General features: G+C 68.1%; 19 protein-coding genes and 1 pseudogene. 5 read left to right on the forward strand and 15 right to left on the reverse strand.

The window, feature by feature from the left end; genetic code table 11:
- Window position 1: 1 nt before the first annotated feature.
- The 15 genes from ACTG4X_RS15600 to ACTG4X_RS15670 all read right to left on the reverse strand — a co-directional run bounded on the left by ACTG4X_RS15600 (window position 2) and on the right by ACTG4X_RS15670 (window position 15943).
- Window positions 2-865, reverse strand: coding sequence for an isocitrate lyase/PEP mutase family protein (locus tag ACTG4X_RS15600; RefSeq protein WP_307614608.1), 864 nt, complete (start codon window positions 863-865; stop codon window positions 2-4).
- On the reverse strand, window positions 862-2277 hold the full coding sequence (locus ACTG4X_RS15605) for an FAD-dependent oxidoreductase (RefSeq protein ID WP_307614609.1): 1416 nt from the start codon (window positions 2275-2277) through the stop codon (window positions 862-864). Before ACTG4X_RS15605 ends, ACTG4X_RS15600 begins: the two co-directional genes overlap by 4 nt.
- Window positions 2274-2888 (reverse strand): cysteine hydrolase family protein, encoded by a 615-nt coding sequence (locus ACTG4X_RS15610; protein WP_440534234.1) that lies wholly within the window; start codon window positions 2886-2888, stop codon window positions 2274-2276. Before ACTG4X_RS15610 ends, ACTG4X_RS15605 begins: the two co-directional genes overlap by 4 nt.
- Complete coding sequence (locus ACTG4X_RS15615) at window positions 2885-4939, reverse strand: hydantoinase/oxoprolinase family protein (protein ID WP_307614611.1); 2055 nt, start codon at window positions 4937-4939, stop codon at window positions 2885-2887. The genes ACTG4X_RS15610 and ACTG4X_RS15615 overlap by 4 nt, the downstream gene beginning before the upstream one ends.
- Window positions 4936-6648, reverse strand: coding sequence for a hydantoinase B/oxoprolinase family protein (locus ACTG4X_RS15620; protein ID WP_440534235.1), 1713 nt, complete (start codon window positions 6646-6648; stop codon window positions 4936-4938). Before ACTG4X_RS15620 ends, ACTG4X_RS15615 begins: the two co-directional genes overlap by 4 nt.
- Window positions 6641-7162 (reverse strand): LeuD/DmdB family oxidoreductase small subunit, encoded by a 522-nt coding sequence (locus ACTG4X_RS15625; RefSeq protein WP_307614613.1) that lies wholly within the window; start codon window positions 7160-7162, stop codon window positions 6641-6643. The genes ACTG4X_RS15620 and ACTG4X_RS15625 overlap by 8 nt, the downstream gene beginning before the upstream one ends.
- The gene (locus ACTG4X_RS15630) at window positions 7159-8445 is read right to left on the reverse strand and encodes a 3-isopropylmalate dehydratase large subunit (protein WP_093078251.1); all 1287 of its coding nucleotides are present in this window, start codon (window positions 8443-8445) and stop codon (window positions 7159-7161) included. Before ACTG4X_RS15630 ends, ACTG4X_RS15625 begins: the two co-directional genes overlap by 4 nt.
- A complete protein-coding gene (locus tag ACTG4X_RS15635) occupies window positions 8442-9398 on the reverse strand; it encodes a tripartite tricarboxylate transporter substrate binding protein (RefSeq protein ID WP_307614614.1) in 957 nt (318 codons plus the stop codon). The genes ACTG4X_RS15630 and ACTG4X_RS15635 overlap by 4 nt, the downstream gene beginning before the upstream one ends.
- Window positions 9399-9440: 42 nt before the next feature.
- Window positions 9441-10151, reverse strand: coding sequence for an ABC transporter ATP-binding protein (locus ACTG4X_RS15640; protein WP_307614615.1), 711 nt, complete (start codon window positions 10149-10151; stop codon window positions 9441-9443).
- Window positions 10148-10909: an ABC transporter ATP-binding protein gene (locus ACTG4X_RS15645; protein WP_440534236.1), complete on the reverse strand. Its 762-nt coding sequence runs from the start codon at window positions 10907-10909 to the stop codon at window positions 10148-10150. Before ACTG4X_RS15645 ends, ACTG4X_RS15640 begins: the two co-directional genes overlap by 4 nt.
- Complete coding sequence (locus tag ACTG4X_RS15650) at window positions 10902-11882, reverse strand: branched-chain amino acid ABC transporter permease (RefSeq protein WP_440534237.1); 981 nt, start codon at window positions 11880-11882, stop codon at window positions 10902-10904. The genes ACTG4X_RS15645 and ACTG4X_RS15650 overlap by 8 nt, the downstream gene beginning before the upstream one ends.
- A complete protein-coding gene (locus ACTG4X_RS15655) occupies window positions 11879-12751 on the reverse strand; it encodes a branched-chain amino acid ABC transporter permease (protein ID WP_093058989.1) in 873 nt (290 codons plus the stop codon). The genes ACTG4X_RS15650 and ACTG4X_RS15655 overlap by 4 nt, the downstream gene beginning before the upstream one ends.
- A gap of 12 nt (window positions 12752-12763) precedes the next feature.
- On the reverse strand, window positions 12764-13969 hold the full coding sequence (locus tag ACTG4X_RS15660; protein WP_307614618.1) for an ABC transporter substrate-binding protein: 1206 nt from the start codon (window positions 13967-13969) through the stop codon (window positions 12764-12766).
- A 21-nt stretch (window positions 13970-13990) separates the two neighbouring features.
- Complete coding sequence (locus ACTG4X_RS15665; RefSeq protein ID WP_093176804.1) at window positions 13991-14773, reverse strand: GntR family transcriptional regulator; 783 nt, start codon at window positions 14771-14773, stop codon at window positions 13991-13993.
- A 162-nt stretch (window positions 14774-14935) separates the two neighbouring features.
- Window positions 14936-15943, reverse strand: coding sequence for an AraC family transcriptional regulator (locus ACTG4X_RS15670; protein ID WP_307614619.1), 1008 nt, complete (start codon window positions 15941-15943; stop codon window positions 14936-14938).
- Between the two features lie 178 nt (window positions 15944-16121).
- Between ACTG4X_RS15670 and ACTG4X_RS15675 the strand changes: the two genes are divergently transcribed.
- From ACTG4X_RS15675 to ACTG4X_RS15695, 5 genes and pseudogenes are all read left to right on the forward strand, one after another.
- Window positions 16122-16913 carry an SDR family oxidoreductase gene (locus ACTG4X_RS15675; protein ID WP_307614620.1) on the forward strand — a complete coding sequence of 264 codons (792 nt, stop codon included), beginning with the start codon at window positions 16122-16124 and terminating at the stop codon, window positions 16911-16913.
- Window positions 16914-16941: 28 nt separating this feature from the next.
- On the forward strand, window positions 16942-18180 hold the full coding sequence (locus ACTG4X_RS15680; protein WP_440534238.1) for a styrene monooxygenase/indole monooxygenase family protein: 1239 nt from the start codon (window positions 16942-16944) through the stop codon (window positions 18178-18180).
- A 14-nt stretch (window positions 18181-18194) separates the two neighbouring features.
- A pseudogene (locus tag ACTG4X_RS15685) lies at window positions 18195-19427 on the forward strand (styrene monooxygenase/indole monooxygenase family protein); the annotation flags it as partial.
- Window positions 19404-19928 carry a flavin reductase family protein gene (locus ACTG4X_RS15690; protein WP_307614633.1) on the forward strand — a complete coding sequence of 175 codons (525 nt, stop codon included), beginning with the start codon at window positions 19404-19406 and terminating at the stop codon, window positions 19926-19928. The pseudogene ACTG4X_RS15685 and the gene ACTG4X_RS15690, both read left to right, overlap by 24 nt.
- A 46-nt stretch (window positions 19929-19974) precedes the next feature.
- Complete coding sequence (locus ACTG4X_RS15695) at window positions 19975-21258, forward strand: dienelactone hydrolase family protein (protein ID WP_440534239.1); 1284 nt, start codon at window positions 19975-19977, stop codon at window positions 21256-21258.
- Window positions 21259-21316 lie beyond the last annotated feature (58 nt).

Consider the following 21316-nt stretch of genomic DNA (forward strand, 5'->3'; position numbering starts at 1 on the left):
CTTATTCGTACTTCTGCCCGTTGCGTATCAAATCTGGTGTACCGATCACTTCGTTGAGTTCCTCGAAGTCCAGCATCTGCGAGCGCCACGGCTGCGTGGTGCGGTGCTGGTGCAGGCTCGCGTAGTAGCCCTGCAGCGTGTGCACCACCGCGCGCGCCGTGCCGCCCGGAAAGATCGCGATGCGAAAGCCGTGCTTCTGCAGCGCGTCCGCGTCCTGGATCGGCGTCTTGCCGCCTTCGACCATGTTGGCCAGGAGCGGCACCCGGTCGCCGAAGCGCCGGCAGGCCGCGTCCATTTGCTCGGGCGAGCGCAGCGCCTCGACGAAGAGCGCGTCCACGCCGCAGGCGAGGTAGGCCTCGGCGCGGTCGAGCGCGGCCTCCAGGCCTTCGACCGCCACCGCATCGGTGCGCGCGAGGATCAGCGTGTCGCTCGAGGTGCGCGCGTCCAGCGCGGCTTTGAGCTTGCCGACCATCTCGCGCTCGGGCACCACGGCCTTGCCGTCGAGGTGGCCGCAGCGCTTGGGAAAGGTCTGGTCTTCGATCTGCACCATCGCCGCGCCCGCGCGCTCGAAGCCGCGCACGGTGCGCTGGGTGTTGAGCGCGTTGCCGAAACCGGTGTCGGCATCGACGATCACCGGCAGGCTCACGCGCTCGGTGATGCGGGCCAGGGTATCGGCCACCTCGGTGTAGGTGGTGAGGCCGACGTCGGAGCGGCCCAGGCGCGTATAGGCGATGGAGGCGCCCGAGAGGTAGAGCGCCTCGAAACCGGCCCGCTCGGCCACGAGGGCGCTGAGCGCGTCGTACACGCCGGGCGCAAGCACGATGTCGTGGCGCGCGAGCCGGGTCTTGAGGGAAGGGTTCGTCATGGAGACGCTTTCGTCGAATGGATCAATGCAGCGGCGGTGCGCGCCGCGATGTAGCCTCCGGCCACCGCGCTCAGCAGGCCGTTGCCGGAGAGATAACCCCACACCTCATCGCCAGAAACACCGCCCGCCGCGCCACCGGCGGCGAACAGGTTGGCGAAGGGCGTGCCGTCGTGCCGCAGCACGCGCATGTCGGGCGCGGTGTCGAGGCCGCCCTGGGTGTGGAACAGCGCGCCCGTGACCTTCACTGCGAAGTACGGCGCTTCGAGCGCGCGCGCGAACACGCGGCCATCGGGCGGTGGCGTGCTGGCGCGCATGGAGTCGAACGTGCCTTGCAGCACGGAAGACTCGCAGCCGATGCAATCCGCCAGCGCAGCCACCGATTCGCAGCGGCGCAACGCGCCCGCCGCTTCAGCCTCGCAGAAGTCGGGGAAGCCCCGCGCCAGTGCGAGCAGCGGCGTGTCGAACACGTTCCAGGCAATGCCGCCCGGTTGTGCGAGCACGTGTACCGCGGCCTCCGAGTAGCCCAGCGTCTCGTCGTGAAAGCGCCGGCCTTCGCAGTTGAGCTGTACGCCGCCTTCCATCATCACGGCCCACGACATCAGGGCCCCTTGCGGCGTGACCCACGAGCCATGGCCCTGGTAGCCGCCGAGGTCGCGCAGACGTGCACCCAGCGATTGGCCCCACAGGATCGCGCTGCCGTCGTTGCCGGCGTGACCGCCGAAGGTGGCTTCGGCCATCTCGGGCAGCAGCGTGCGGACCATTTCCGCATTGCCGCCGAAGCCATTGCACGCGAGCAGCAGCGCATCGCAGGCCAGTGTTTCGCGGCTGCCATCGGGGCGCAAGTAGTCGGCGCCGATCACGCGGTCTTCGGCATCGAGTACCAATGTATCGACCAACGCTTGCGTCAGCACGGGAATGCCCGCCGCTTCGACGGCCGCTTGCAAGGCCGCCATCAGCGACGCACCGGTTTTCTGCGGCAGCGAATGCATGCGATGTACGCTGTGACCCGGATAGAGAAAGCCGTCGAGCAGCATCCACTGCAGGCCGTGCCGTTCCTGCAGCGCATCGAGTGCCGGACCGATGGACGTCGCATAGGCCTCGACCAGCGCAGGCGCGGCCTGGCCATGGGCCTTGGCCTGGATGTCGGCGGCGAAGCGCCCGGCGCTGTCGTCATGCACGCCATGCGCTCGCTGCGCGCGAGTGCCGGGCGCGGGGATGAAGCCGGAGGACAGCGCGGTCGATCCGCTCGGCAGCGCGTCGCGCTCCAGCACCACAGAGGCCACACCCGCATCGCTCAGCATCAGTGCGGTCGTGAGCCCGCAGGCACCGCCGCCGACGATGGCCACCGGCACGTGCACTTCGGCCTCGACCTGCGCGGCGCGACGGATGTGGCGTGAAGGCTTTGTCGTCATGCGAGCGATGCGATGAAGGCCGCGCAGTCCGTCACCTCGGCCACGTTGCGCATGTCGGCCAGCGAGGTCTGGTGGCGTTCTTCGCCGAAGGCCGCGCACCCATCGGACAGCACCAGCGTGCGGTAGTCGCGCATGTGCGCATCGCGCACGGTGCTCGCGACGCCGCCATTGGTGACGATGCCGCAGACCGCCACCGTGTCGATGCCGGCGTGGCGCAGCACCCAGTCGAGCTGTGTGTTGAAGAAGGCCGAGTACGCGACCTTGCTCACCGTCACGTCGACCAGCCCGGTCAACGCGTCGACGTTCGCCTGGCCCCAGCTGCCGGGCGCGAAGTCGCCCTTTTTCAGATAGGGGCGCATCGCCTTGAGGTGCGGCGACACCATCGGCTCGCCGGCCGCGTCCGGCCACAGTGTGAACTGGCTTGCGGCCACGAGGCCACCCGCCGCCTTGAGTGCGCGCGCCACCTCGGCCACGCGCACCGGCAGCAGCAGCGCCGGCGGATTGGTGTCGCCGCCGCGCGCATAGGCACCGTTGGCATCGAGAAAGTCGTTCTGCAGGTCGATGACGACCAGCGCGGTCTTCGCTGCAACGAATGTCTTGCCTGTGCTCATGACAGCCTCACCAGAAGGTTGCCGTGCGGGTCGACCTCGGCGTGGAATCCGGGTTCGAGCCACACGGTGGTGTCGGCCTGTTCGAGGATTGCAGGGCCTTCGATGCGCGCAGCCACTGGCAGTTCGAGCCGCGCGTAGCGCACGGCCTCATGCCACTGGCCGTGGTGGAACACGCGCTGCGTGCCCAGCGGCACGATGCTGCCTCGCCCTTCGGGTGCCAGCACCTTCAGGTCGAACTTCGGTCGCACGCCGATGCGTGCATAGCGCAGGTTCATCACGCGGATCGGGATGCCTTCGAGCACCCGGCCGAATGCGGCGGTGTAGCTGGCCTCGAACGCGGCGCGGATCGATGCGGCCGTGATCGGCGCCTTGCCCGCGTCGGCGAGCACCACAGGCAGCGTGTGCGTCTGGCCCGCGTAGAGCATGTCGAGTGCGATGACCTCGCGCACCTCGTCGAAGCGCACGCCCGATGAATCCAGGCGCTGCTGGCAACTCGCGGCCAGCTCGTCGATGCGGCGCTGCAGGTCACCCACATCGAGCTCGGTCAAAGGCTTGTTGAGGGTCTGCACCGCGTCGTGGCGCATGTCGGCGATCACGCAGCCGAGGGCCGAGGTCACGCCGGGATAGCGCGGCACGATGCCGGTCGCGACGCCCACCTCGCGCATCATCGCGCACACATGCAGCGCACCGCCACCGCCGAAAGGCATGTAGGCGAAGCGACGCGGGTCGTGGCCGCGTTCGATGGACACAAGGCGGATCGCGCCCGCCATGCGCGCATTGGCCACGGTGAGGATGGCTTCCGCGGCCGCATGCACGTCCAGGCCGAGTGGCCGGGCGACGTGCTCCTCGATCGCCTGGCGCGACTTCTGCGCATCCAGCGCCGCGAGCAGCCCTCCACCCAGCGGGCGATCGGCAGCGATGCGGCCCAGCAGCACGTTCGCATCGGTCACCGTCGGGCGCATGTTGCCTCGCCCGTAGCAGGCCGGCCCCGGCACGCTGCCGGCCGACTCGGGGCCGACCTGCAGCATGCCGCTCGCATCCACCGAGGCGATGGAACCGCCGCCGGCGCCGATGGTCTCGATCTGGATCATCGGCGAGCGGATCACCATGCCAAACTCGATCGCGGTCTGCGCGGCCAATGCGGCTTCGCCGTTCGCCACCAGCGACACGTCGAACGAGGTGCCGCCCATGTCGCCGGTGATCGCGTTCGGAAAGCCCGCCGCGCGCGCAATGGCCGCGCAGGCGATCACGCCGGCCGCCGGGCCCGACAGCGCCGTGCGCACCGGCAGGTCGCTCGCGGTCTGCCGCGACATCACGCCGCCGTTGCTCTGCACCACCAGCAGCTCGCCGGCAAAGCCCTGGCCGCGCAGGTCGGATTCGAGCCGCTCGAGGTAGCCGCCCACCACGGGCTGCAGCGCCGCATTGAGCGTGGCGGTCGAGCAGCGCTCGAACTCGCGGATCTCGGGCAGCACTTCGCTGGCCGAGGTGACGTGCGGGTTGGGCCAGAGCGCGCGCACCGCCTCGACGGCCAGGCGCTCGTTCTCGGGGTTCGCGTAGGTGTTGATGAAGAACACGCACACGGCCTCGCAGCCGGCGTCGAGCAGCGAGCGGGCTTCGGCGCGCACCTGGTCCAGATCGACTGCGGTGTGCAGCGTGCCGTCGGCGAGCACGCGCTCGTCGACTTCGCGGCGCAGGTCGCGCGGCACCACCGGCGTGAAGCTGCCGCGCAGGCCCCAGGTCTCGGGCCGGTCGCGGCGGCGCATCTCCAGCACGTCGCGAAAACCGCGCGTGGTGATGATGCCGGTGCGCGCCACCTTGCGTTCGAGCAGCGCGTTGGTGCCCACCGTGGTGCCGTGGACGATGGTGGCGATGGCCGCGGCCGAGTCGGCCACGCGCGCCACGCCGTTCATGAAGCCGCGCGCTTCTTCGCCGCGCGTGGAGGGCACCTTGACGATGCGCGCCGTGCCGTTCGCTTCGTCGAGCACGAAGAGGTCGGTGAAGGTGCCGCCGACATCGACGCCGACGACAAGGGATTTACCAGTGGGAGTCATTCGGACGCCTTCTTCTTGCTGCCGCCGGTGGGGGTGCCGGTTGTCACATAGCCCATCGCGCTGTCGGCCTCGCGCTGTTGCGCAGGCCGCTCGGCGGCGCTGCCCCAGCCGCCGCCGCCGGGCGTTTCGAGCCGCACGCGCTCGCCGCGCGTGAGCTGGATGCCGCGCATCTTCGACACCATTGGCGGCGTGTGCCACTCGCCTGCGTTCTCGTAGCTGAACTTGTTGACCGCGCCTTCGCCGCCGCCCGCGATGCCCTTGGGCGGCAAGGTGCCGCGCTCGCCGAAGACGAACACTTCGGCGTCTTTTTCCAGCAGCTCGATTTCGTAGACGGCGCCGAGGCCGCCGCGATGCCGGCCGTCGCCGCCCGAATCGGCGCGCAGCGACCATTCGGTGAAGCGCACCGGGTAGGCGGCTTCGAGAATTTCGAGCGGCGGAATCGTCGCGGTCGAGATCGGCGCATTGCCGTGCGAGAGCCCATCGCCGCCCGAGTGGCCGCCATGGCCGCCGCCAAAGAAGCTGAACATCACCCAGCGCTGGCCTTCGCGGCCCTTGTCGCTGCGGTGGCCCGCGATCGACAGCGCATTGATCGTGCCGTAGGCCTGCGCCACCGCGCGCGTCGGGTCGGCCTGCGCCGCCGCGCTGAAGATCACGTCGATCATGCGCAGGATGGTTTCGGTGTAGCCGCCGACCGGACGCGGGCGCTCGCAGCTGATCACGAGCTTGTCGGGAATGTCGAAGTCCACCGCATCGAGCACGCCGGCATTGGGGGGTACATCGGGGAACAGGTGCTTGAGCGCGACGTAGCAGGCGGCCACCGCCGTGGCGCGCGAGATGTTCACAGGCCCCGCGCATTGCGGCGAGGTGCGCGAGAAGTCGAGCAGCAGCCGGTCGCCGGCCACCGTCATGTCGAGCGCGATGGTCAGCGGCTCGTTCACGATGCCGTCGTTGTCGAGCACGTCCTGGAAGCTGTAGCGCCCGTCGGGCAGCGAGGCGATGTGCGAGCGCATCAGGCGCAGCGCGCGGCTGCGCAGCTCGCCGAGGGCGTTGAGCACCAGGTCGTCGCCATACTCGTCGAGCAAACCGTTCAGCCGCTTCTCGCCGAGCTCCAGCGCGGCGAGCTGTCCGTTCAGGTCGCCCCAGAGGCTGTCGGGCAGGCGCGTGTTGGCCTGCAGGATCGCGAGTACGTCCGCATCGAGCACGCCGCCCTGCACGATGCGCACTGGCGGAATCTGCACGGCCTCCTGCCAGCACTCGGTGGCGGCCGGGTTGTAGTTGCCCGGCACCGCGCCGCCCACGTCGTGCCAGTGCGCAGCCGAGGCCATGTAGCAGTAGAGCTTGCCGTTGCGAAAGAACGGCTTCACCAGCTTGAAGTCGTTGGCGTGCGTGCCGCCGTCGTAGGCGTCGTTGCTGATCCAGATGTCGCCGTCGTTCATGCCGCCGCGCGGCTCGGCTGCCTTGGCTGTGGCGCGCACCGCGAAAGCCATGGCGCCGACGAACACCGGCAGGCCCGACTTGCCCTGCACCAGCGTGTCGCCGCTCGCCGCGTCGTAGAGGCCGTGGCAGGCGTCGTGCGCCTCGGCAATGATGGGGTTGAAGGCGCTGCGGTAGAGCGTGGCGTCCATCTCATCGGCCACCTGCTCGAGACGGCCGCGCAGGACGGCGAGCGTGACGGGGTCGAGGGTTGTGGCGGAAGAAGGATCATGCATCGGGGGCTTTCTTGAAGGCGGGGCGGCCGGAGCGCTGGCGCAACTGGTTCAACAGTCCGCCGGCGCGGACCATGTCCATGAGGAATCCGGGCACCGGCTCGCAGGCCAGGCGCTTGCGGCCGGGTGCGACGATCTCGGGAGCCGTGGTGTCGAGGGCGATCTGCTCGCCTTCGCTCAAGGTCTCGGCCTCGGCGCAGGTCAGCAGCAGCAGGCCCACGTTGAAGGCATTGCGGAAATACAGGCCGCTGTACGAGGGCGCGATGACCGCCGTCACGCCCAGGTGCACCAGCACGGCGGCAGCCTGCTCGCGGGAGGAGCCGATGCCGAAGTTGGGCCCGGCCACCAGCACGTCGCCGCGCTGCACGCCGCGGGCGAAGTCGGGGCGGATGGCTTCGAGGCAGTGCTGCGCGATGATGTCGATGCCATGCTTCATGGCATGGCCCGGCGCGAGCAGGTCGGTGTCGATGTCGGCGCCCAGGCGCCAGACGCGGTGCGTCGCTTTGGTTGCGCTCATGCAAGCACCTCGCGCGGATCGGTCACGCAGCCGCGCAATGCGGCCGCCGCCACCGTGTAGGGCGAGCCCAGGTAGACCTGCGCAGTCGGCGAGCCCATGCGGCCCTTGAAGTTGCGCGCCGTGGTCGAGATGACGGTGATGTCGTCGCCCATCGGGTCGCCGTAGCCCGAGCAAGCGCCGCAGGCCGTCGGGAAAAGTTCGCCGCCGGCATCCATCAGCACCTGGAGCACGCCTTCCTCGCGCGCCTGCTCCTGGTCGCGCAGGCTGGCGGGCGCCACGATGAGACGGATACCGCTCGCCACCTTGTGGCCGCGCAGCACCTGCGCGGCAGCGCGCAGGTCGTCCAGCTTGGCGCCGGTGCAGGCGCCGATGTAGGCCACGTCGACGCGCGTGCCCACGTACCGGCTCACGCCGTGGGCGTTGGCCGGGCTGTGCGGTGCGGCGATGTACGGTTCGAGCGTGGATGCATCGAAGCGGTGGTCCGTGAGCGCGGCATCGTCGTCGGTGAACCAGGGCGCCATGTCCACTGGCGGCGCGCCGGCCTCGGCCAGGAATTGCGCCGTGGTCGCATCGGGCGCGATCAATCCGGCCTGCGCGCCGAGTTCGGCGCTCATGTTGGAGAGCGTCATGCGCTCCTGCATCGACAGCGCAGCGACCGCAGGCCCGGCGAACTCGACCGCCTGGTAGCGCCCGCCGTTCATGCCGAAGCGGCCGATCATGTGCAGCATCATGTCCTTGGCGGTCACGCCCGCGGGCAGCGCGCCGTCCCACCACATGCGGATGGTCTCGGGCACGCGCAGCCAGATCTCGCCGGTGACCATCACGCCCAGCATCTCGGTGCTGCCGATGCCGAACATGTAGGCGCCGAAAGCGCCGCCCGTGGGCGAGTGCGAGTCGCCGCCCACGCACAGCATGCCGGGTCGGATGTGGCCGTGCTGCGGTACCACCACGTGGCAGATGCCCTGGCTGTCGTACACGTGCGGCAGCTTCTGGTCGCGCGCCCAGTCGCGTGCGATGCGCACGATGCGGCGCGAATCGTCGTCGCGCTCGGGCACGTAATGGTCCATGACGAGCACCACGCGCGAGCGGTCCCAGATCTGCGCGCCGAGCTCTTCCAGCATCGGCTGCAGCCGGCGCGGGCCCGAGGAGTCGTGGAACATCGCCATGTCGACGCCGCAGGTCACGATCTCGCCCACCGACACCCGCTCGCGTCCGCTCGCGCGTGCGATGAGCTTCTGCGCCAGGGTCAGGGCTGGCGCGCGGGTTGGAGCCATCGATGTCATTCCGGCTTGGCTCCCGAGAACTTGACGACCTCGGCCCAGCGCACGATCTCGCTCTGCACGAAGGCCGAGAACTGTTCGGACGAGTTGCCGACCGGAATCGCGCCCTCGGTATCGAGGCGCTGGCGCATGTCGGGCTGCTGCAGCGCATGGCGCGCCGCGTCGCCGATCTGCTTGACGCGGTCGGCAGGCATGCGGGCCGGGCCGAAGAGGCCGAACCATGCGCTCGATTCGTAGCCGGGCAGCGCCTCGGCAATCGCCGGCACATTCGGAAAGGCCGGCAGCCGTTTCGCCGTGGTCACGCCCAGCGCCTTGAGCTTGCCGGCCTGGATGTGCGCCTTGACGTTGCCCACGGCCGCGAACATCAGCTGCACCTGGCCGGCGAGCACGTCCTGCACGGCGGGCGCGGTGCCCTTGTAGGGGATGTTCACGATGTTCACGCCCGATTGCATCTTGAAAGCCTCGCCCGCCATGTGCAGCGACGAGCCCACCGCACCGATCGCGAAGTTGAGCTGGCCCGGCTTTGCCTTGGCGAGCGCGATGAGTTCACGCACGTCCTTCGCAGGCACCGACGGGTGCGCGACGAGGATCGAGGGCGAGGTCGCCACGCAGGTGAGCGCGGTGAAGTCCTTCACCGGGTCGAAGGGCAGCGTCGGGTAGAGCGTGGCGTTGATCGCGTGGCTGGTGAAGCTCATCAGCAGTGTGTTGCCGTCGGGCGTGGCCTTGGCCACCGCATCGGCGGCGATGTTGCCGCCCGCGCCCGGCCGGTTCTCGACGATGACCGTGCGGCCGAGTGCCGGGCCCATGCTGACGGCGAGCGAGCGTGCCAGCGTGTCGGTCGAGCCGCCCGCGGGCGCGCCGACGAGGATGCGCACCGGCGCATTGCCGATCTGTGCAAAGGCACTGCCGGCCCATGCCGCGGCCAGCGACGAGAGGAGGATGTCGCGTCTTTTCATGTGTTGTGTCTCCAGGGAGATGGGGTGCTTTTTTTTGAGGGCTCAGAGCCCCAGGTACGCGCGCCGCAGTTCGTCGCTGCCGAGCAACTCGCCGGGCAGGCCCGAGAAGCGCACGCTGCCGTTTTCCAGCACGTAGGCGCGGTCGGCAATTTCGAGCGACTGGCCGACGTTCTGCTCGACCAGCATCACCGCGAGGCCGCCGTCGCGCAGTTCGCGGATCAGCGAGAACATCTCTTCGACCAGCAGCGGCGAAAGGCCGAGCGAGGGCTCGTCGAGGATCAGCAGCACCGGCTCGGCCATGAGGCCGCGCGCGATGGCCAGCATCTGCTGCTCGCCGCCGCTCATGGTGCCGGCGTGCTGATCCATGCGCTCGCGCAGCCGCGGGAAGATGTGGAACGACTTCTCCAGGTTCGCCGCACGGCGCTCGCGTGCCCGCGTGAAGGAGCCGAGTTCCAGGTTCTCGCGCACGCTGAGGTTGGGGAACACCTTGCGGCCTTCGGGCACCTGGATCAGGCCGGCCTTGACGACGTCGCGGTAGTGCGCGCCGCTCAGGTCCTTGCCGTCGAAACGCACCGTGCCGCCCCAGGCCGGGCAGAGGCCGCAGACCATCTTGTTGAGCGTGGACTTGCCCGCGCCGTTGCTGCCGAGCAGCGCGACCATCTCGCCCGCGTTCACGTGCAGGTCGACGCCGCGCAGCACCTCGACGCGACCGTAGCCGCCGCGCAGGCCCTGAATATCGAGCAGTGCGCTCATGCTGCAACTCCCGATGCGGCCTTGCGCAGCCGCGCCGCGGTGCCGTGGCCCAGATAGGCTTCGACGACCTTGTCGTCGGAAGTCACCTGCGCCGGGGTGCCCTCTGCGATCAGCCGGCCCTGCGCCAGCACCCACACATGCTCGGCCAGGTGCATCACGGCCTGCATGACGTGCTCGATCATCAGCACGGTGACGCCGCTGTCGGCGATGCCGTGCACCACCGGCATCATCTCGGCGATCTCCTGCGGGTTGAGACCGGCGAGCACTTCGTCGAGCAGCAGCAGGCGCGGCCGTGTCGCGAGCGCGCGGGCCAGTTCGAGGCGCTTGCGGCCGGCCACGGTGAGGTCCGAGGCGGGCTTGTCGAGCTGCGGCGCGAGGCCCACGCGCAGCGCGACAGCTTCGGCGTTCTGCAGCGCCTCGGCGCGGCCGCGCACATGCAGGTGCGCGCCGACGGCGATGTTCTCGCGCACGGTCTGCGCGGCGAAGGGCTTCACGATCTGGAAGGTGCGGGTCATGCCGAGCGCGGCGTTGCGGTGCGGCTCGCGGCCGGTGATGTCCTGCCCCGCGAAGCGCACGGAGCCGGTGTCGGGCTTGAGGAAGCCGGACATCAGCGCGAACAGCGTGGTCTTGCCCGCGCCGTTCGGGCCGATCAGCGCGCTCAGGCTGCCCTCGCGCACCGAGAGGCTCACGTTCTGCACGGCCTTCAGGCCGCCGAAGGAGCGCGAGAGGCCATCGATGGCCAGCAGGGCTTCAGTCATTGCGGTCTCCCTTCGCCTTCCACAGTTGCCGCACCGACAGCCCGATGCCCGCGATGCCGCGTGGCACGAAGATGACGATGAGCACCAGCACCGTGCCGTAGATCACCATGTTGATGCCGGGCAGTTCGCCGAAGAGGTTGCGCGTGAAGTCCGACAGCAGGTGCAGCACGACGGCGCCGAGCACCGGCCCCCACATCGTGCCCATGCCGCCCACGATGGCCGCGACCAGCGCCTCGATCGACACGGCCGGGCCGTAGGCGATCCCGGCATCGATGTACTGGAACACCTGCACGTAGAACGCGCCGGCCGCGCCCATGAAGGCTGCCGACAGACCGATGGCCGCCAGCTTGACGCGGAACGGATTGACGCCGACGGCGCGCGCCGCATCCTCGTTGTCGCGCACCGCCTGCAGGTAGGCGCCGAAGCGGCCGTTGCGCAGCCACCAGGTCACGAGCAGCGCGGCGACGACCATCGCGAGCACCACCCAGAGGTAGCCAGCGCGCGTCGAGAACTGCAGGTTGGCCACTGACTCGCGCAGCGGCACCATGAGCCCGACGCCGCCACCGGTGAAGTCGACCGACAGTGCAAGGATGCGAAACACCTCGGCAAAGGCCAGCGTGACGAGCGCGAAATACGAGCCCTTGAGGCCGTAGCGGAAGGTGAGGGCGCCCATGAAGAGGCCGACGAGCGCGGCACCGATCACCGCGAGCGGCAGCGCGACCCAGGCGTTGATGCCGCCCTGCAGCTGCGCGATCGCCTGGATGTACGCACCGGTGCCGAAGAACAGCGCATGCCCGAACGAGAACTGCCCGCCGAAGCCGCCGAGGATGTTCCAGGCCTGTGCGATGAGCGTGGCGTAGAGCGCCATCATCACGAAGTTGAGCGTGACGCCCGAGGTGGTGACGAACGGCACGCAGCCGACCAGCACGGCAAAGAGCGCAATGCCCGGGAGTTGCTTCAGGCCCGCGCTCATGCCTTGGCTCCGAACATGCCCTGTGGCCTGAAGAGCACCACGCCGATGAAGATCGCGAAGATGCCGATCTGGCCGAGCGATTCCCCGAGGTACAGCCCGCCGAGCGACTCGACCACGCCGACGAGGAAGCCGCCGATCAGCGCCCCGACGAAACTGCCCATGCCGCCGAGCACGACGATGGTGAAGGCCACGAGCACGAAGCCGCCGCCGACCTGTGGGTTGACGTAGTAGGCCGGCAGCAGGAAGCAAGCGGCCGCGCCGAGGCAAGCGAGGCCGATTCCGAAGCTCATCGCGTAGACATGGTCGACGTCGATGCCCATGAGCTTGGCGCCCTCTTTCTCCTTGGCGACGGCGCGGATCGCGCGGCCGAGGTCGGTGCGGCCCATGATCCAGAACAGGATGCCCGAGACGACCAGCGCACCCGCGAAGGCGACGAGCTTGGGCACGGCGATCATCGCGGGGCCGATGGCGACGGTGCTCAGCGAGTAGGCGGTGTCGATGTTGCGCGTGTCGGACTTGAAGAACAGCAGCGCGAGGTTCTCCATGACGATGGCGATGCCGAGCGTGGCGAGCAGGATGTTCTCGTCCTTGCCGTGACCCGCGCGGTTGATGACCACGCGCTGCAGCGCGTAGCCGAGCGCGAACATGCCGAGCACCACGATGGGCAACGCAAGGTAGGGGTCGACGCCCAGGCGCTCCTTGAGGAAGTACACCGCGTACAGCGCCAGCATCAGGCTGGCGCCATGCGCGAAGTTGATGATGTGCAGGACGCCGTAGATCAGCGTAAGCCCCAGCGCGATCAGTGCGTACACCGCGCCCGTCGTCAGCCCGTTCAGGACCGACGGGAAAAGAATGCCGAAATCGAACATCCTGCCTTCCGATCAGGCAGCGCGCAGCGGGAACACCGGCTCGACCTCGCGATAGTCGCGCGGAATGATGACCTTGATGTCGTTCTTCACCACCTGCGTCATGAGCGGCTGCGCGCCTTCGTTCTGGCCGTTGACGAACTTCGTGGGGCCATAGGGCATGAAGTGGTTGCCGAAGGTGCTCTTCTCGAGCGCGTCGACGATTGCGGCACGCTCCGTCGACTTGGCGCGCTCCAGCGCATCGGCCAGCAGCCACATCGCGGTGTAGGTCATGAAGACCTCGTAGCTGAAGAACTGGCCCTTGGCCTCGACGCGCTTGCGCAGGTCCTGCGCGCGCTTGTCCTTCGGGTTGAACCAGTGGTTGCAGTCGATGATGCCGTTGGCCGCGTCCGGAAATTCCTTCACGAACTTGTAGCTCGATGCCGCGCCGCCCAGCACCGAGAAGATCGCCTTGGGCACCACCTTCTGCTGCTGCATGGTACGCACCAGCAGCGCGTATTCGTTGTAGTAGTTGGCCGGGATCACGATGTCGGGGTTGATCGACTTCATGCGCAGCACGATGTTGTTGAAGTCGCGCGTGGGGTTGGCGTGCTTCACCACCTCCTTCACCTCGAAGCCGTAGCCCGGCAGCTCGCGCGAGAGCAGCTGTGCGGTGCCGGCGCCGAACAGCGACTCTTCGTGGATGATCATCACGGTCCTGGCCGGGTTGCCCGCGGCCTTGTTGAGCACCAGCAGGTTGGCCATGGCCACCTCGGTCGACTTCTTGTAGCCCGGGCCGAAGCGGAAGGTGTTCTTCAGGCCGCGCTCCACGATCTGGTCGGCCACGCCCACGTCCACCACGTGCGGCAGGTTGTACTTGGCCGCGGCCTGCGTGGTTGCGAGGCAGATGGCCGAGGCATAGGCGCCGACGATGGCCGAGACGCCGGCCTCGTTCATCTTCTCGACCTCGGCCGAGCCGGCCTGCGGCTGCGATTGCGCATCGCCCAGCAGGGCCTCCAGCTTCGCGCCGCCGAGCGACTTGATGCCGCCCGCGGCGTTGATGTCCTCGATGGCCATCAGCGCGCCGAGGCGGCATTGCTGGCCCGAATAGGCCAGTGCCCCGGTGACCGGATGCAGCACGCCGACCTTGACGGTCCTGGGCTGCGCCCCTGCCACGAGCGGGAAGGCAACGGCAGTCGCCAGGGCGGCGGACTGCGACACGAAACGGCGGCGGTTCTGCATGGTGGGGCTTTCCTTTTCTCTTCAGTTGAACTGGGCTGACACGTCTTTGCTGACCCACACCTTCGCGTCGATGCTGCCCACGCGGGAGAGCTGCATCTCGTAGGTGTAGCGATCGGGGCGGTAGAGGCCGTGCAGCCATTGCACGGGCCGCTCGTCTTCGTCGTAGATCAGGCGGCGCACCGCGAGCAGGGCCGAGCCGACCGAGACATCAAGGTGCTGTGCGAGAACGTTGTCGGCCAGGCGCGCGGAGATGGTCTGGTGCGCGCGGCCCACCTTGACGCCCGACTCCTCGAGCAGCACGAGGATGGGCTTCTTCGACAGCTCGCGGCGGCCGAAGCGGCGCGCGATCGTGTCGGGCACGTAGGTGGTGATGTGGGAGAGCGGGCCCTCCTTGGTGGAACGCACGCGCACGGCTTTCTGCACCGGGTCGCCGAGCTGCAGCTGCAGCGCCTCGGCCACCTGGGTGGAGGCGGTGATGGTCGCGACCTCGATGACTTTGACCGAGGTGTGCAGGCCCATGGTGACCAGGTTCTCGAGCAGGCCGCGCAGATTGGCGCGTTCCATGCCTTTGGTGCCGGGGCTCTCACCGCTGACCGGCGGTGGCAGGGCACGCGTGCGGCGGCCGGGGTTGCGCGCGATCAGGCCTTCGGAAGACAGCTGTTCGAGTGCGCGGCGCACCGTGACGCGCGCCACACCGAATTGCGCCATGAGCGCGAGCTCGCCGGGCAGGCCCTCCGCGAAACGCCCTTCGTGCAACTGTTCACGCAGGACCAAGTAGATCTGGTGATATTTGGGCAAAGGCATTTGCGACATGCCTTTGATGTTTTTGCAGTTTCAATGTTCTGTCAATGGGACATTTGAGATCGAGATGGGTCTCAGGCCAGACTGGTGGAATTGCGCACCGTCGATGCGGCGTTTCAGACCCTCGACGAAGCGGGGGGCATCGAACAGGGTGGGGGAGGCGCATCAGAAGGTGCGCGATGCCCGAGTCTCGGACGGCCGCTCGCCGAAGCGGGCGCGGTATTGCGCCGCGAAGTGGCCCAAATGAAGAAAGCCGTACTTCTGCGCCACCTCTCGCACGCCGACTGCGGCGATGCCGGCCGATGCCAGCAACTCGGCCCGCACCCGGTCGAGCCTGATCTCGCGCAGAAACTCCATCGGCCCCTGGCCCGCGTGCTGGCGAAACGCCAGCTGCAGCGCGCGCGCACTGCAGCCGACTTCGCTGCAGACGTCGGCCAGCGACAGCGGTTCATCGGCATGGGCTGCCATGTATTCCTGCGCCCTGCGGACCACGCGCGGCAGCAGGCTGCGCTGCGCTTCGCCGGCCAGGGCGCGCGAATGGTTGTGCCCTGCCGACATCAGCAGGCTCGCCATCAGGTACGCCTCGGCATGCTCGGCCAAAGGGCCGCCGGCCTGCAGCGTGTTGCCGGCGTCGAGCGTGAGCCGCAGATAGTCGATGAAATGCACCACCGGCGCCAGCGCGGGGCTGTCCAGCGGCACGCCCAGATCGAACACCAGGGCCTGCCTGACGGGGGCCTGCAGCAGCGACTCGAGCCGCGAGAGCAGCGCCGAGCGCGCCAGCCGCACGATCAGGTGCGGGCTGTCGTCGGCCCAGCGCATCGACAGCGGTTCGGTGGGCGAGGGCAGCGATGCGAGACGGGGCGTCGCTTCCACGTGCTGCGCGCCGCAGTGGATCTCGGCGCCGCCGCGCAACGGGATCTGCAACAGGAAGAAATCCTGCAGGTAGCCCGGGTCGATCTGCACGCCGGGGCCGTACTGCACGTAATTGAGGCTCACGTCCCGATGCAACCGCGCGCTGTGGTGGCAGGCGTCGAGTTCGGTGCGGGGTCGCAGCATGACCAGGCCGTGCGGACAGAACACGCGGGCCACGCTTTCGCGGGCCTCGTCCATGTCGTGGCTCTCGAAAAGCCGGTAGCGCTGCAGCGGCAGCGGTGGGGTCGTGACGGTTTCCATGGGGCGCAGTCACCCTAGCAAAAACCATCCCCACCCACAATTCGGATCACCCCTCGACAAAAACCTGCGCGCCAGGGACAGGGCCTGCGTTTGCGGGATTCGCCGAACGCCTGCTTGCTCATAACGTTCGCTCCACAGGCCAGCCGGCCTGCCCGATCAACCGAGGAGAGCAAGCGTCATGTTCAAGGGACTCGAAGGCAGGAGCGCCATCGTCACCGGTGGCTCCACACTGATAGGCGCCGGCGTGGTGCGCGCGCTGCACGCGGCCGGCGTGAAGGTCGTTGTCGCCGATATCGATGCCGTCAACGGCCAGGCACTGGCCGATTCACTCGGCTCCGGCGTGCGCTTCGTGCGCACCGACATCACCGACGACGCGCAAGTGCAGGCCTGCGTGGCGCAGGCGGCCGCGCAGCATGGCGGCGTGCACTTTCTCGTGAACCTTGCGTGCTCGTATGTGGACGACGGCTTCAAGTCGCCACGCGCCGACTGGCTCACGTCGTTCAACGTGAACGTGGCGAGCGCGGTGGCGATGCTGCAGGCGGTGCACCCGCACATGGTGGCGGCCGGCGGCGGGGCGGTGGTCAATTTCACGAGCATCTCGTCGCGCGTGGCGCAGACGGGGCGCTGGCTCTATCCGGTGAGCAAGGCCGCGATGGCGCAGCTCACCCGCAACATGGCGATGGACCTTGCGTCGGATGGCATCCGCGTGAACAGCGTGTCGCCGGGCTGGACATGGTCGGCGGTGATGGACCGCCTCAGCGGCGGTGACCGCGCCAAGACCGACCGCGTGGCCGCGCCTTTCCATCTGCTTGGGCGCGTCGGCGATCCGGACGAGGTGGCGCAGGTCGTGCTGTTCCTCTGCTCGGACCACGCGAGCTTCGTGACCGGCGCCGACTACGCGGTGGACGGCGGCTATGCCGCCATGGGCCCCGAGCAGGCCGTGCCCGCCATTCCCAAGTTGATGGACTAGCTCCGAACGGAGCATCAAGGAGCAAGCAATGAAGCGAATCGCCATCGTCGGCGCGGGCCAGTCGGGCCTGCAACTGGGTCTCGGACTGCTCGCGGCAGGCTACGAGGTCACGATGTTCAGCAACCGTACGGGCGAAGACATCCGCCACGGCAAGGTCATGTCGAGCCAGTGCATGTTCCACACCTCGCTGCAGATCGAGCGCGACCTGGACCTGGACCTCTGGGCGCACGACTGTCCCACGGTGGACGGCATCGGGCTGGCCGTGCCGCATCCCGAGCAGAAGGGGGCCAAGGCCATCGACTGGGTCGCACGGCTGAATTCGAGCGCCCAGTCGGTCGACCAGCGCGTCAAGATCCCGGCCTGGATGGGCGAGTTCCAGAAGAAGGGCGGCGAACTCGTCTTCAAGGACGCGGGCATCGACGAGCTCGAGGCCTGTACGCAAAGCCACGACCTCACGCTGGTGGCCAGCGGCAAGGGCGAGGTCTCGAAGCTCTTCGAGCGCGACGCGCACAAGTCGAGCTTCGACAAGCCGCAGCGTGCACTGGCGCTGACCTACGTGAAGGGGATGAAGCCGCGCGAGCCGTACTCGGCCGTGTGCTTCAACCTCATTCCCGGCGTGGGCGAGTACTTCGTGTTTCCGGCGCTGACCACGACGGGGCCCTGCGAGATCATGGTGTTCGAAGGCGTGCCCGGTGGCCCGATGGACTGCTGGACCGATGTGAAGACGCCGCAGGAACACCTCGCGCGCAGCAAGTGGATTCTCGACACCTTCCTGCCGTGGGAAGCCGAGCGCTGCACGAACATCGAGTTGACCGACGACAACGGCATCCTCGCGGGCCGCTTCGCGCCGACGGTGCGCAAGCCGGTGGCGACGCTGCCTTCGGGGCGCAAGGTGCTGGGTCTGGCCGACGTGGTGGTGCTCAACGACCCGATCACGGGGCAAGGTTCCAACAACGCGGCCAAGTGCGCCGACACGTACCTCAAGAGCATCCTCGCGCGCGGAGATGGCGCGGCCGATGCTGCGTGGATGCAGCAGACCTTCGACCGCTACTGGTTCGGCTACGCGCAATGGGTCACGCAGTGGACCAACATGCTGCTCGCACCGCCGCCGCCCCATGTACTCAAGCTGCTCGGCACCGCCGGCGCGATGCCGCCGCTGGCCAGTGCCTTCGCCAACGGGTTCGACGATCCGCGCACATTCTTCCCGTGGTTCGCGGAACCCGCGGAGGCGGATCGCTACATCGAAACCTGCGCGTCCGTCGCATAGCCTGGAGCGAACGCATGAAGCGACGCGTGGCCATCGTCGGCGCCGGACAGTCCGGCCTGCAGCTCGCGCTCGGCCTGCAGCGCGCGGGGCACGAGGTGACGGTTCTTTCGAACCGCACGGCGAGGGAGATTTTCGAAGGGCCGGTGATGTCCAGCCAGTGCATGTTCGAGACCGCGCTGCAGACCGAGCGCGAGCTGGCGCTGGACTGGTGGACGGACAAATGCCCACCGGTGGAAAGCATCGGAATGACGGTGCGCAACCCGGAAGGTGGCAAGGCCCTCGAATGGAGCGCGAGGCTCGACGGGCCTGCGCAGTCGATCGACCAGCGGCTCAAGATACCCGCCTGGATGGCGGAGTTCGAGAAGCGCGGCGGCCGGCTCGTGCTGCAGGACGTGGGGCTCGATGCGTTGGAGGCTTGCGCCGCAACGCACGATCTTGTGGTCGTTGCAAGCGGCAAGGGCGAGATCTCGCAATTGTTCGAGCGCGACACGGAGCGCTCGCCATTCGATCGACCTCAGCGTGCATTGGCCCTGACCTACGTGAAGGGGATGAAGCCGCGCGAGCCGTACTCGGCCGTGTGCTTCAACCTCATTCCCGGCGTGGGCGAGTACTTCGTGTTTCCGGCGCTGACCACGACGGGGCCCTGCGAGATCATGGTGTTCGAAGGCGTGCCCGGCGGCCCGATGGATTGCTGGACCGATGTGAAGACGCCGCAGGAACACCTCGCGCGCAGCAAGTGGATTCTCGACACCTTCCTGCCGTGGGAAGCGGAACGCTGCACGAACATCGAGTTGACCGACGACAACGGCATTCTCGCGGGCCGCTTCGCGCCGACGGTGCGCAAGCCAGTGGCGACGCTGCCTTCGGGGCGCAAGGTGCTGGGCCTGGCCGACGCTGTGGTGCTCAACGATCCGATCACCGGCCAGGGCGCCAACAACGCAGCCAAGTGCGCCGACATCTACCTGAAGCGGATCCTCGAACACGGCGACGCACCGTTCGACGCCGCGTGGATGCAGGAAACCTTCGACCGTTACTGGGAAGGCTATGCCCGCTGGGCCACCGACTGGACGAACAGCCTGCTCGCGCCGCCGAAGCCGCACCTGCTGAAGCTGCTGCAAAGCGCCACCCACATGCCCGCGGTTGCGAGCACCATCGTCAACGGCTTCGATGATCCGCGCATCTTCGCGCCCTGGTGGTTCGATGGCGTCGAGGCAGACCGTTTTCTGGAAACCCGGGCGCGCGAGGCGGTTGTCGACCGCTTCGACCGACGCGACCTTCGCAAGGCCCTCGGACAGTTCACCACCGGCGTGACCGTCATCACGACCCGGGCCCTCGACGGCCGTCGCGTGGGCATGACCGCCAATTCGTTCTCTTCGGTCTCGCTGGACCCGCCGCTAGTGCTGTGGAGCCTGGCCCGGCAGGCGCCGAGCGTGGCCGACTTCACCGGCGCCAGCCACTTCGCGATCAATGTGCTGGCGGCACATCAACACCACCTGTCGCGCCAGTTCTCGACGCCGCAGGCGGACAAGTTCGGCGGGGTGGACTGCTGCGAAGGCACGGCCGGCGTGCCGTTGCTGAGTGGCGTCGTCGCCCGGTTCATCTGCCGCAACGTGAAGCAATACGACGGCGGCGACCACCTGATCTTCATCGGCGAAGTCGAGCGCTACGACCGCTTCGACGGCGAGCCGCTGGTCTTTCATTCGGGCTACTACCAGGTGACCACGCGACATCCGGAATGCGTGCAATGAGCGCATGGCCCGCACCATCATCCAACCCTTGAACGGAGCAGTTCATATGCAGGAAAAAGCGCCCGACGCCACGCACCACATCCGCATCCAGGCCACCGACGGCAGCGGCAGTTTCAGCGGCTACCTCGCCGTGCCGAGCTCGGGCAGCGGCCCCGGCTTGGTGCTCGCACAGGAAATCTTCGGCATCAACCACACGATGCGCGAGGTGGCCGACTACTACGCCGAAGAAGGCTATGTGGCGCTGGTGCCTGACCTGTTCTGGCGGCAGGAGCCGAACGTGGAGCTGGGCTACTCGCCAGACGACTGGCAACGCGCCTTCGCGCTCTACGGCGGCTTCGACGAGGCCAAGGGCATGGAAGACATGCAGACCGCCATCGATGCGCTGCGCGGCCGCGCCGAGGTGCCTTCGAAGAAAGTCGGCGTGCTCGGCTTCTGCCTGGGCGGCAAGCTGGCCTACCTGGCGGCCTGTCGCACCGATGCGGATGTTGCCGTCGGCTACTACGGCGTGGGCATCGACGCCGCACTCGACGAAGCCGACAAGATCAAGCGCCCGCTCACGCTGCACATCGCAGAGCTCGACAAGTTCTGCCCGCCCGAGGCGCGCGACCGCATCGTCGCCGTGCTCCGGGGCCGGTCCGGTGTCTCGCTCTACGTGTATCCCGGCATGGACCACGCCTTCGCACGCGCCGGCGGCGAGCACTTCCACAAGCCCTCGGCGCTGATGGCGCACGAGCGCAGCATCGCCACGCTGAAGGACGCCATCGGCCCGCACTACGACCTCTCGGCGCTGTGGGACAAGCACTGCGAATGCGAGTTCGCCACCCGCAACGTCGACGACACCATGTCGACCATGGTGGCCGAGCCGTACGTCAACCACATCCCGACCATGACCGGCGGCGTGGGCTACAAGGCGCTGCATGCGTTCTATACGAACCACTTCGTCAACAGCAATCCGCCCGACACCTCGCTGGTGCCGATCTCGCGCACGGTGGGCGCCACGCAGGTGGTGGACGAGATGCTGTTCTGCTTCACCCACACCACCGAAATCCCGTGGATGCTCCCGGGCGTCGCGCCCACGGGCAAGCGCGTCGAAGTGCCACTGCTCGCGGTCATCAAGTTCCGCGGCGACAAGCTCTATCACGAGCATATCTACTGGGACCAGGCCAGCGTGCTGGTGCAGGTGGGCCTGCTCGATGCGAAGCTGCTGCCGGTGGCGGGTGTCGAGACGGCGCGCAAGCTGCTGGACGAGACGCTGCCGTCGAACACCCTGATGTACTTGGGTAACAGAGGTGGGCAAGCGAGCCTGGAAATCTACGCACAGACCACGTAAGCCCAGGTCGGGCATTCGAACACCGTCTTTGCGAACGCAGAGAGGCAACGCCGCCTCA

Source organism: Variovorax sp. YR566, from assembly GCF_051992195.1.
Lineage (GTDB): Bacteria > Pseudomonadota > Gammaproteobacteria > Burkholderiales > Burkholderiaceae_C > Variovorax.

Bases quoted from the DNA above. Each gene is read 5' to 3' on its own strand.
- ACTG4X_RS15600 (WP_307614608.1), bottom strand. From the start codon at position 865: ATGACGAACCCTTCCCTCAAGACCCGGCTCGCGCGCCACGACATCGTG.
- ACTG4X_RS15605 (WP_307614609.1), bottom strand. From the start codon at position 2,277: ATGACGACAAAGCCTTCACGCCACATCCGTCGCGCCGCGCAGGTCGAG.
- ACTG4X_RS15610 (WP_440534234.1), bottom strand. From the start codon at position 2,888: ATGAGCACAGGCAAGACATTCGTTGCAGCGAAGACCGCGCTGGTCGTC.
- ACTG4X_RS15615 (WP_307614611.1), bottom strand. From the start codon at position 4,939: ATGACTCCCACTGGTAAATCCCTTGTCGTCGGCGTCGATGTCGGCGGC.
- ACTG4X_RS15620 (WP_440534235.1), bottom strand. From the start codon at position 6,648: ATGCATGATCCTTCTTCCGCCACAACCCTCGACCCCGTCACGCTCGCC.
- ACTG4X_RS15625 (WP_307614613.1), bottom strand. From the start codon at position 7,162: ATGAGCGCAACCAAAGCGACGCACCGCGTCTGGCGCCTGGGCGCCGAC.
- ACTG4X_RS15630 (WP_093078251.1), bottom strand. From the start codon at position 8,445: ATGACATCGATGGCTCCAACCCGCGCGCCAGCCCTGACCCTGGCGCAG.
- ACTG4X_RS15635 (WP_307614614.1), bottom strand. From the start codon at position 9,398: ATGAAAAGACGCGACATCCTCCTCTCGTCGCTGGCCGCGGCATGGGCC.
- ACTG4X_RS15640 (WP_307614615.1), bottom strand. From the start codon at position 10,151: ATGAGCGCACTGCTCGATATTCAGGGCCTGCGCGGCGGCTACGGTCGC.
- ACTG4X_RS15645 (WP_440534236.1), bottom strand. From the start codon at position 10,909: ATGACTGAAGCCCTGCTGGCCATCGATGGCCTCTCGCGCTCCTTCGGC.
- ACTG4X_RS15650 (WP_440534237.1), bottom strand. From the start codon at position 11,882: ATGAGCGCGGGCCTGAAGCAACTCCCGGGCATTGCGCTCTTTGCCGTG.
- ACTG4X_RS15655 (WP_093058989.1), bottom strand. From the start codon at position 12,751: ATGTTCGATTTCGGCATTCTTTTCCCGTCGGTCCTGAACGGGCTGACG.
- ACTG4X_RS15660 (WP_307614618.1), bottom strand. From the start codon at position 13,969: ATGCAGAACCGCCGCCGTTTCGTGTCGCAGTCCGCCGCCCTGGCGACT.
- ACTG4X_RS15665 (WP_093176804.1), bottom strand. From the start codon at position 14,773: ATGCCTTTGCCCAAATATCACCAGATCTACTTGGTCCTGCGTGAACAG.
- ACTG4X_RS15670 (WP_307614619.1), bottom strand. From the start codon at position 15,943: ATGGAAACCGTCACGACCCCACCGCTGCCGCTGCAGCGCTACCGGCTT.
- ACTG4X_RS15675 (WP_307614620.1), top strand. From the start codon at position 16,122: ATGTTCAAGGGACTCGAAGGCAGGAGCGCCATCGTCACCGGTGGCTCC.
- ACTG4X_RS15680 (WP_440534238.1), top strand. From the start codon at position 16,942: ATGAAGCGAATCGCCATCGTCGGCGCGGGCCAGTCGGGCCTGCAACTG.
- ACTG4X_RS15695 (WP_440534239.1), top strand. From the start codon at position 19,975: ATGCAGGAAAAAGCGCCCGACGCCACGCACCACATCCGCATCCAGGCC.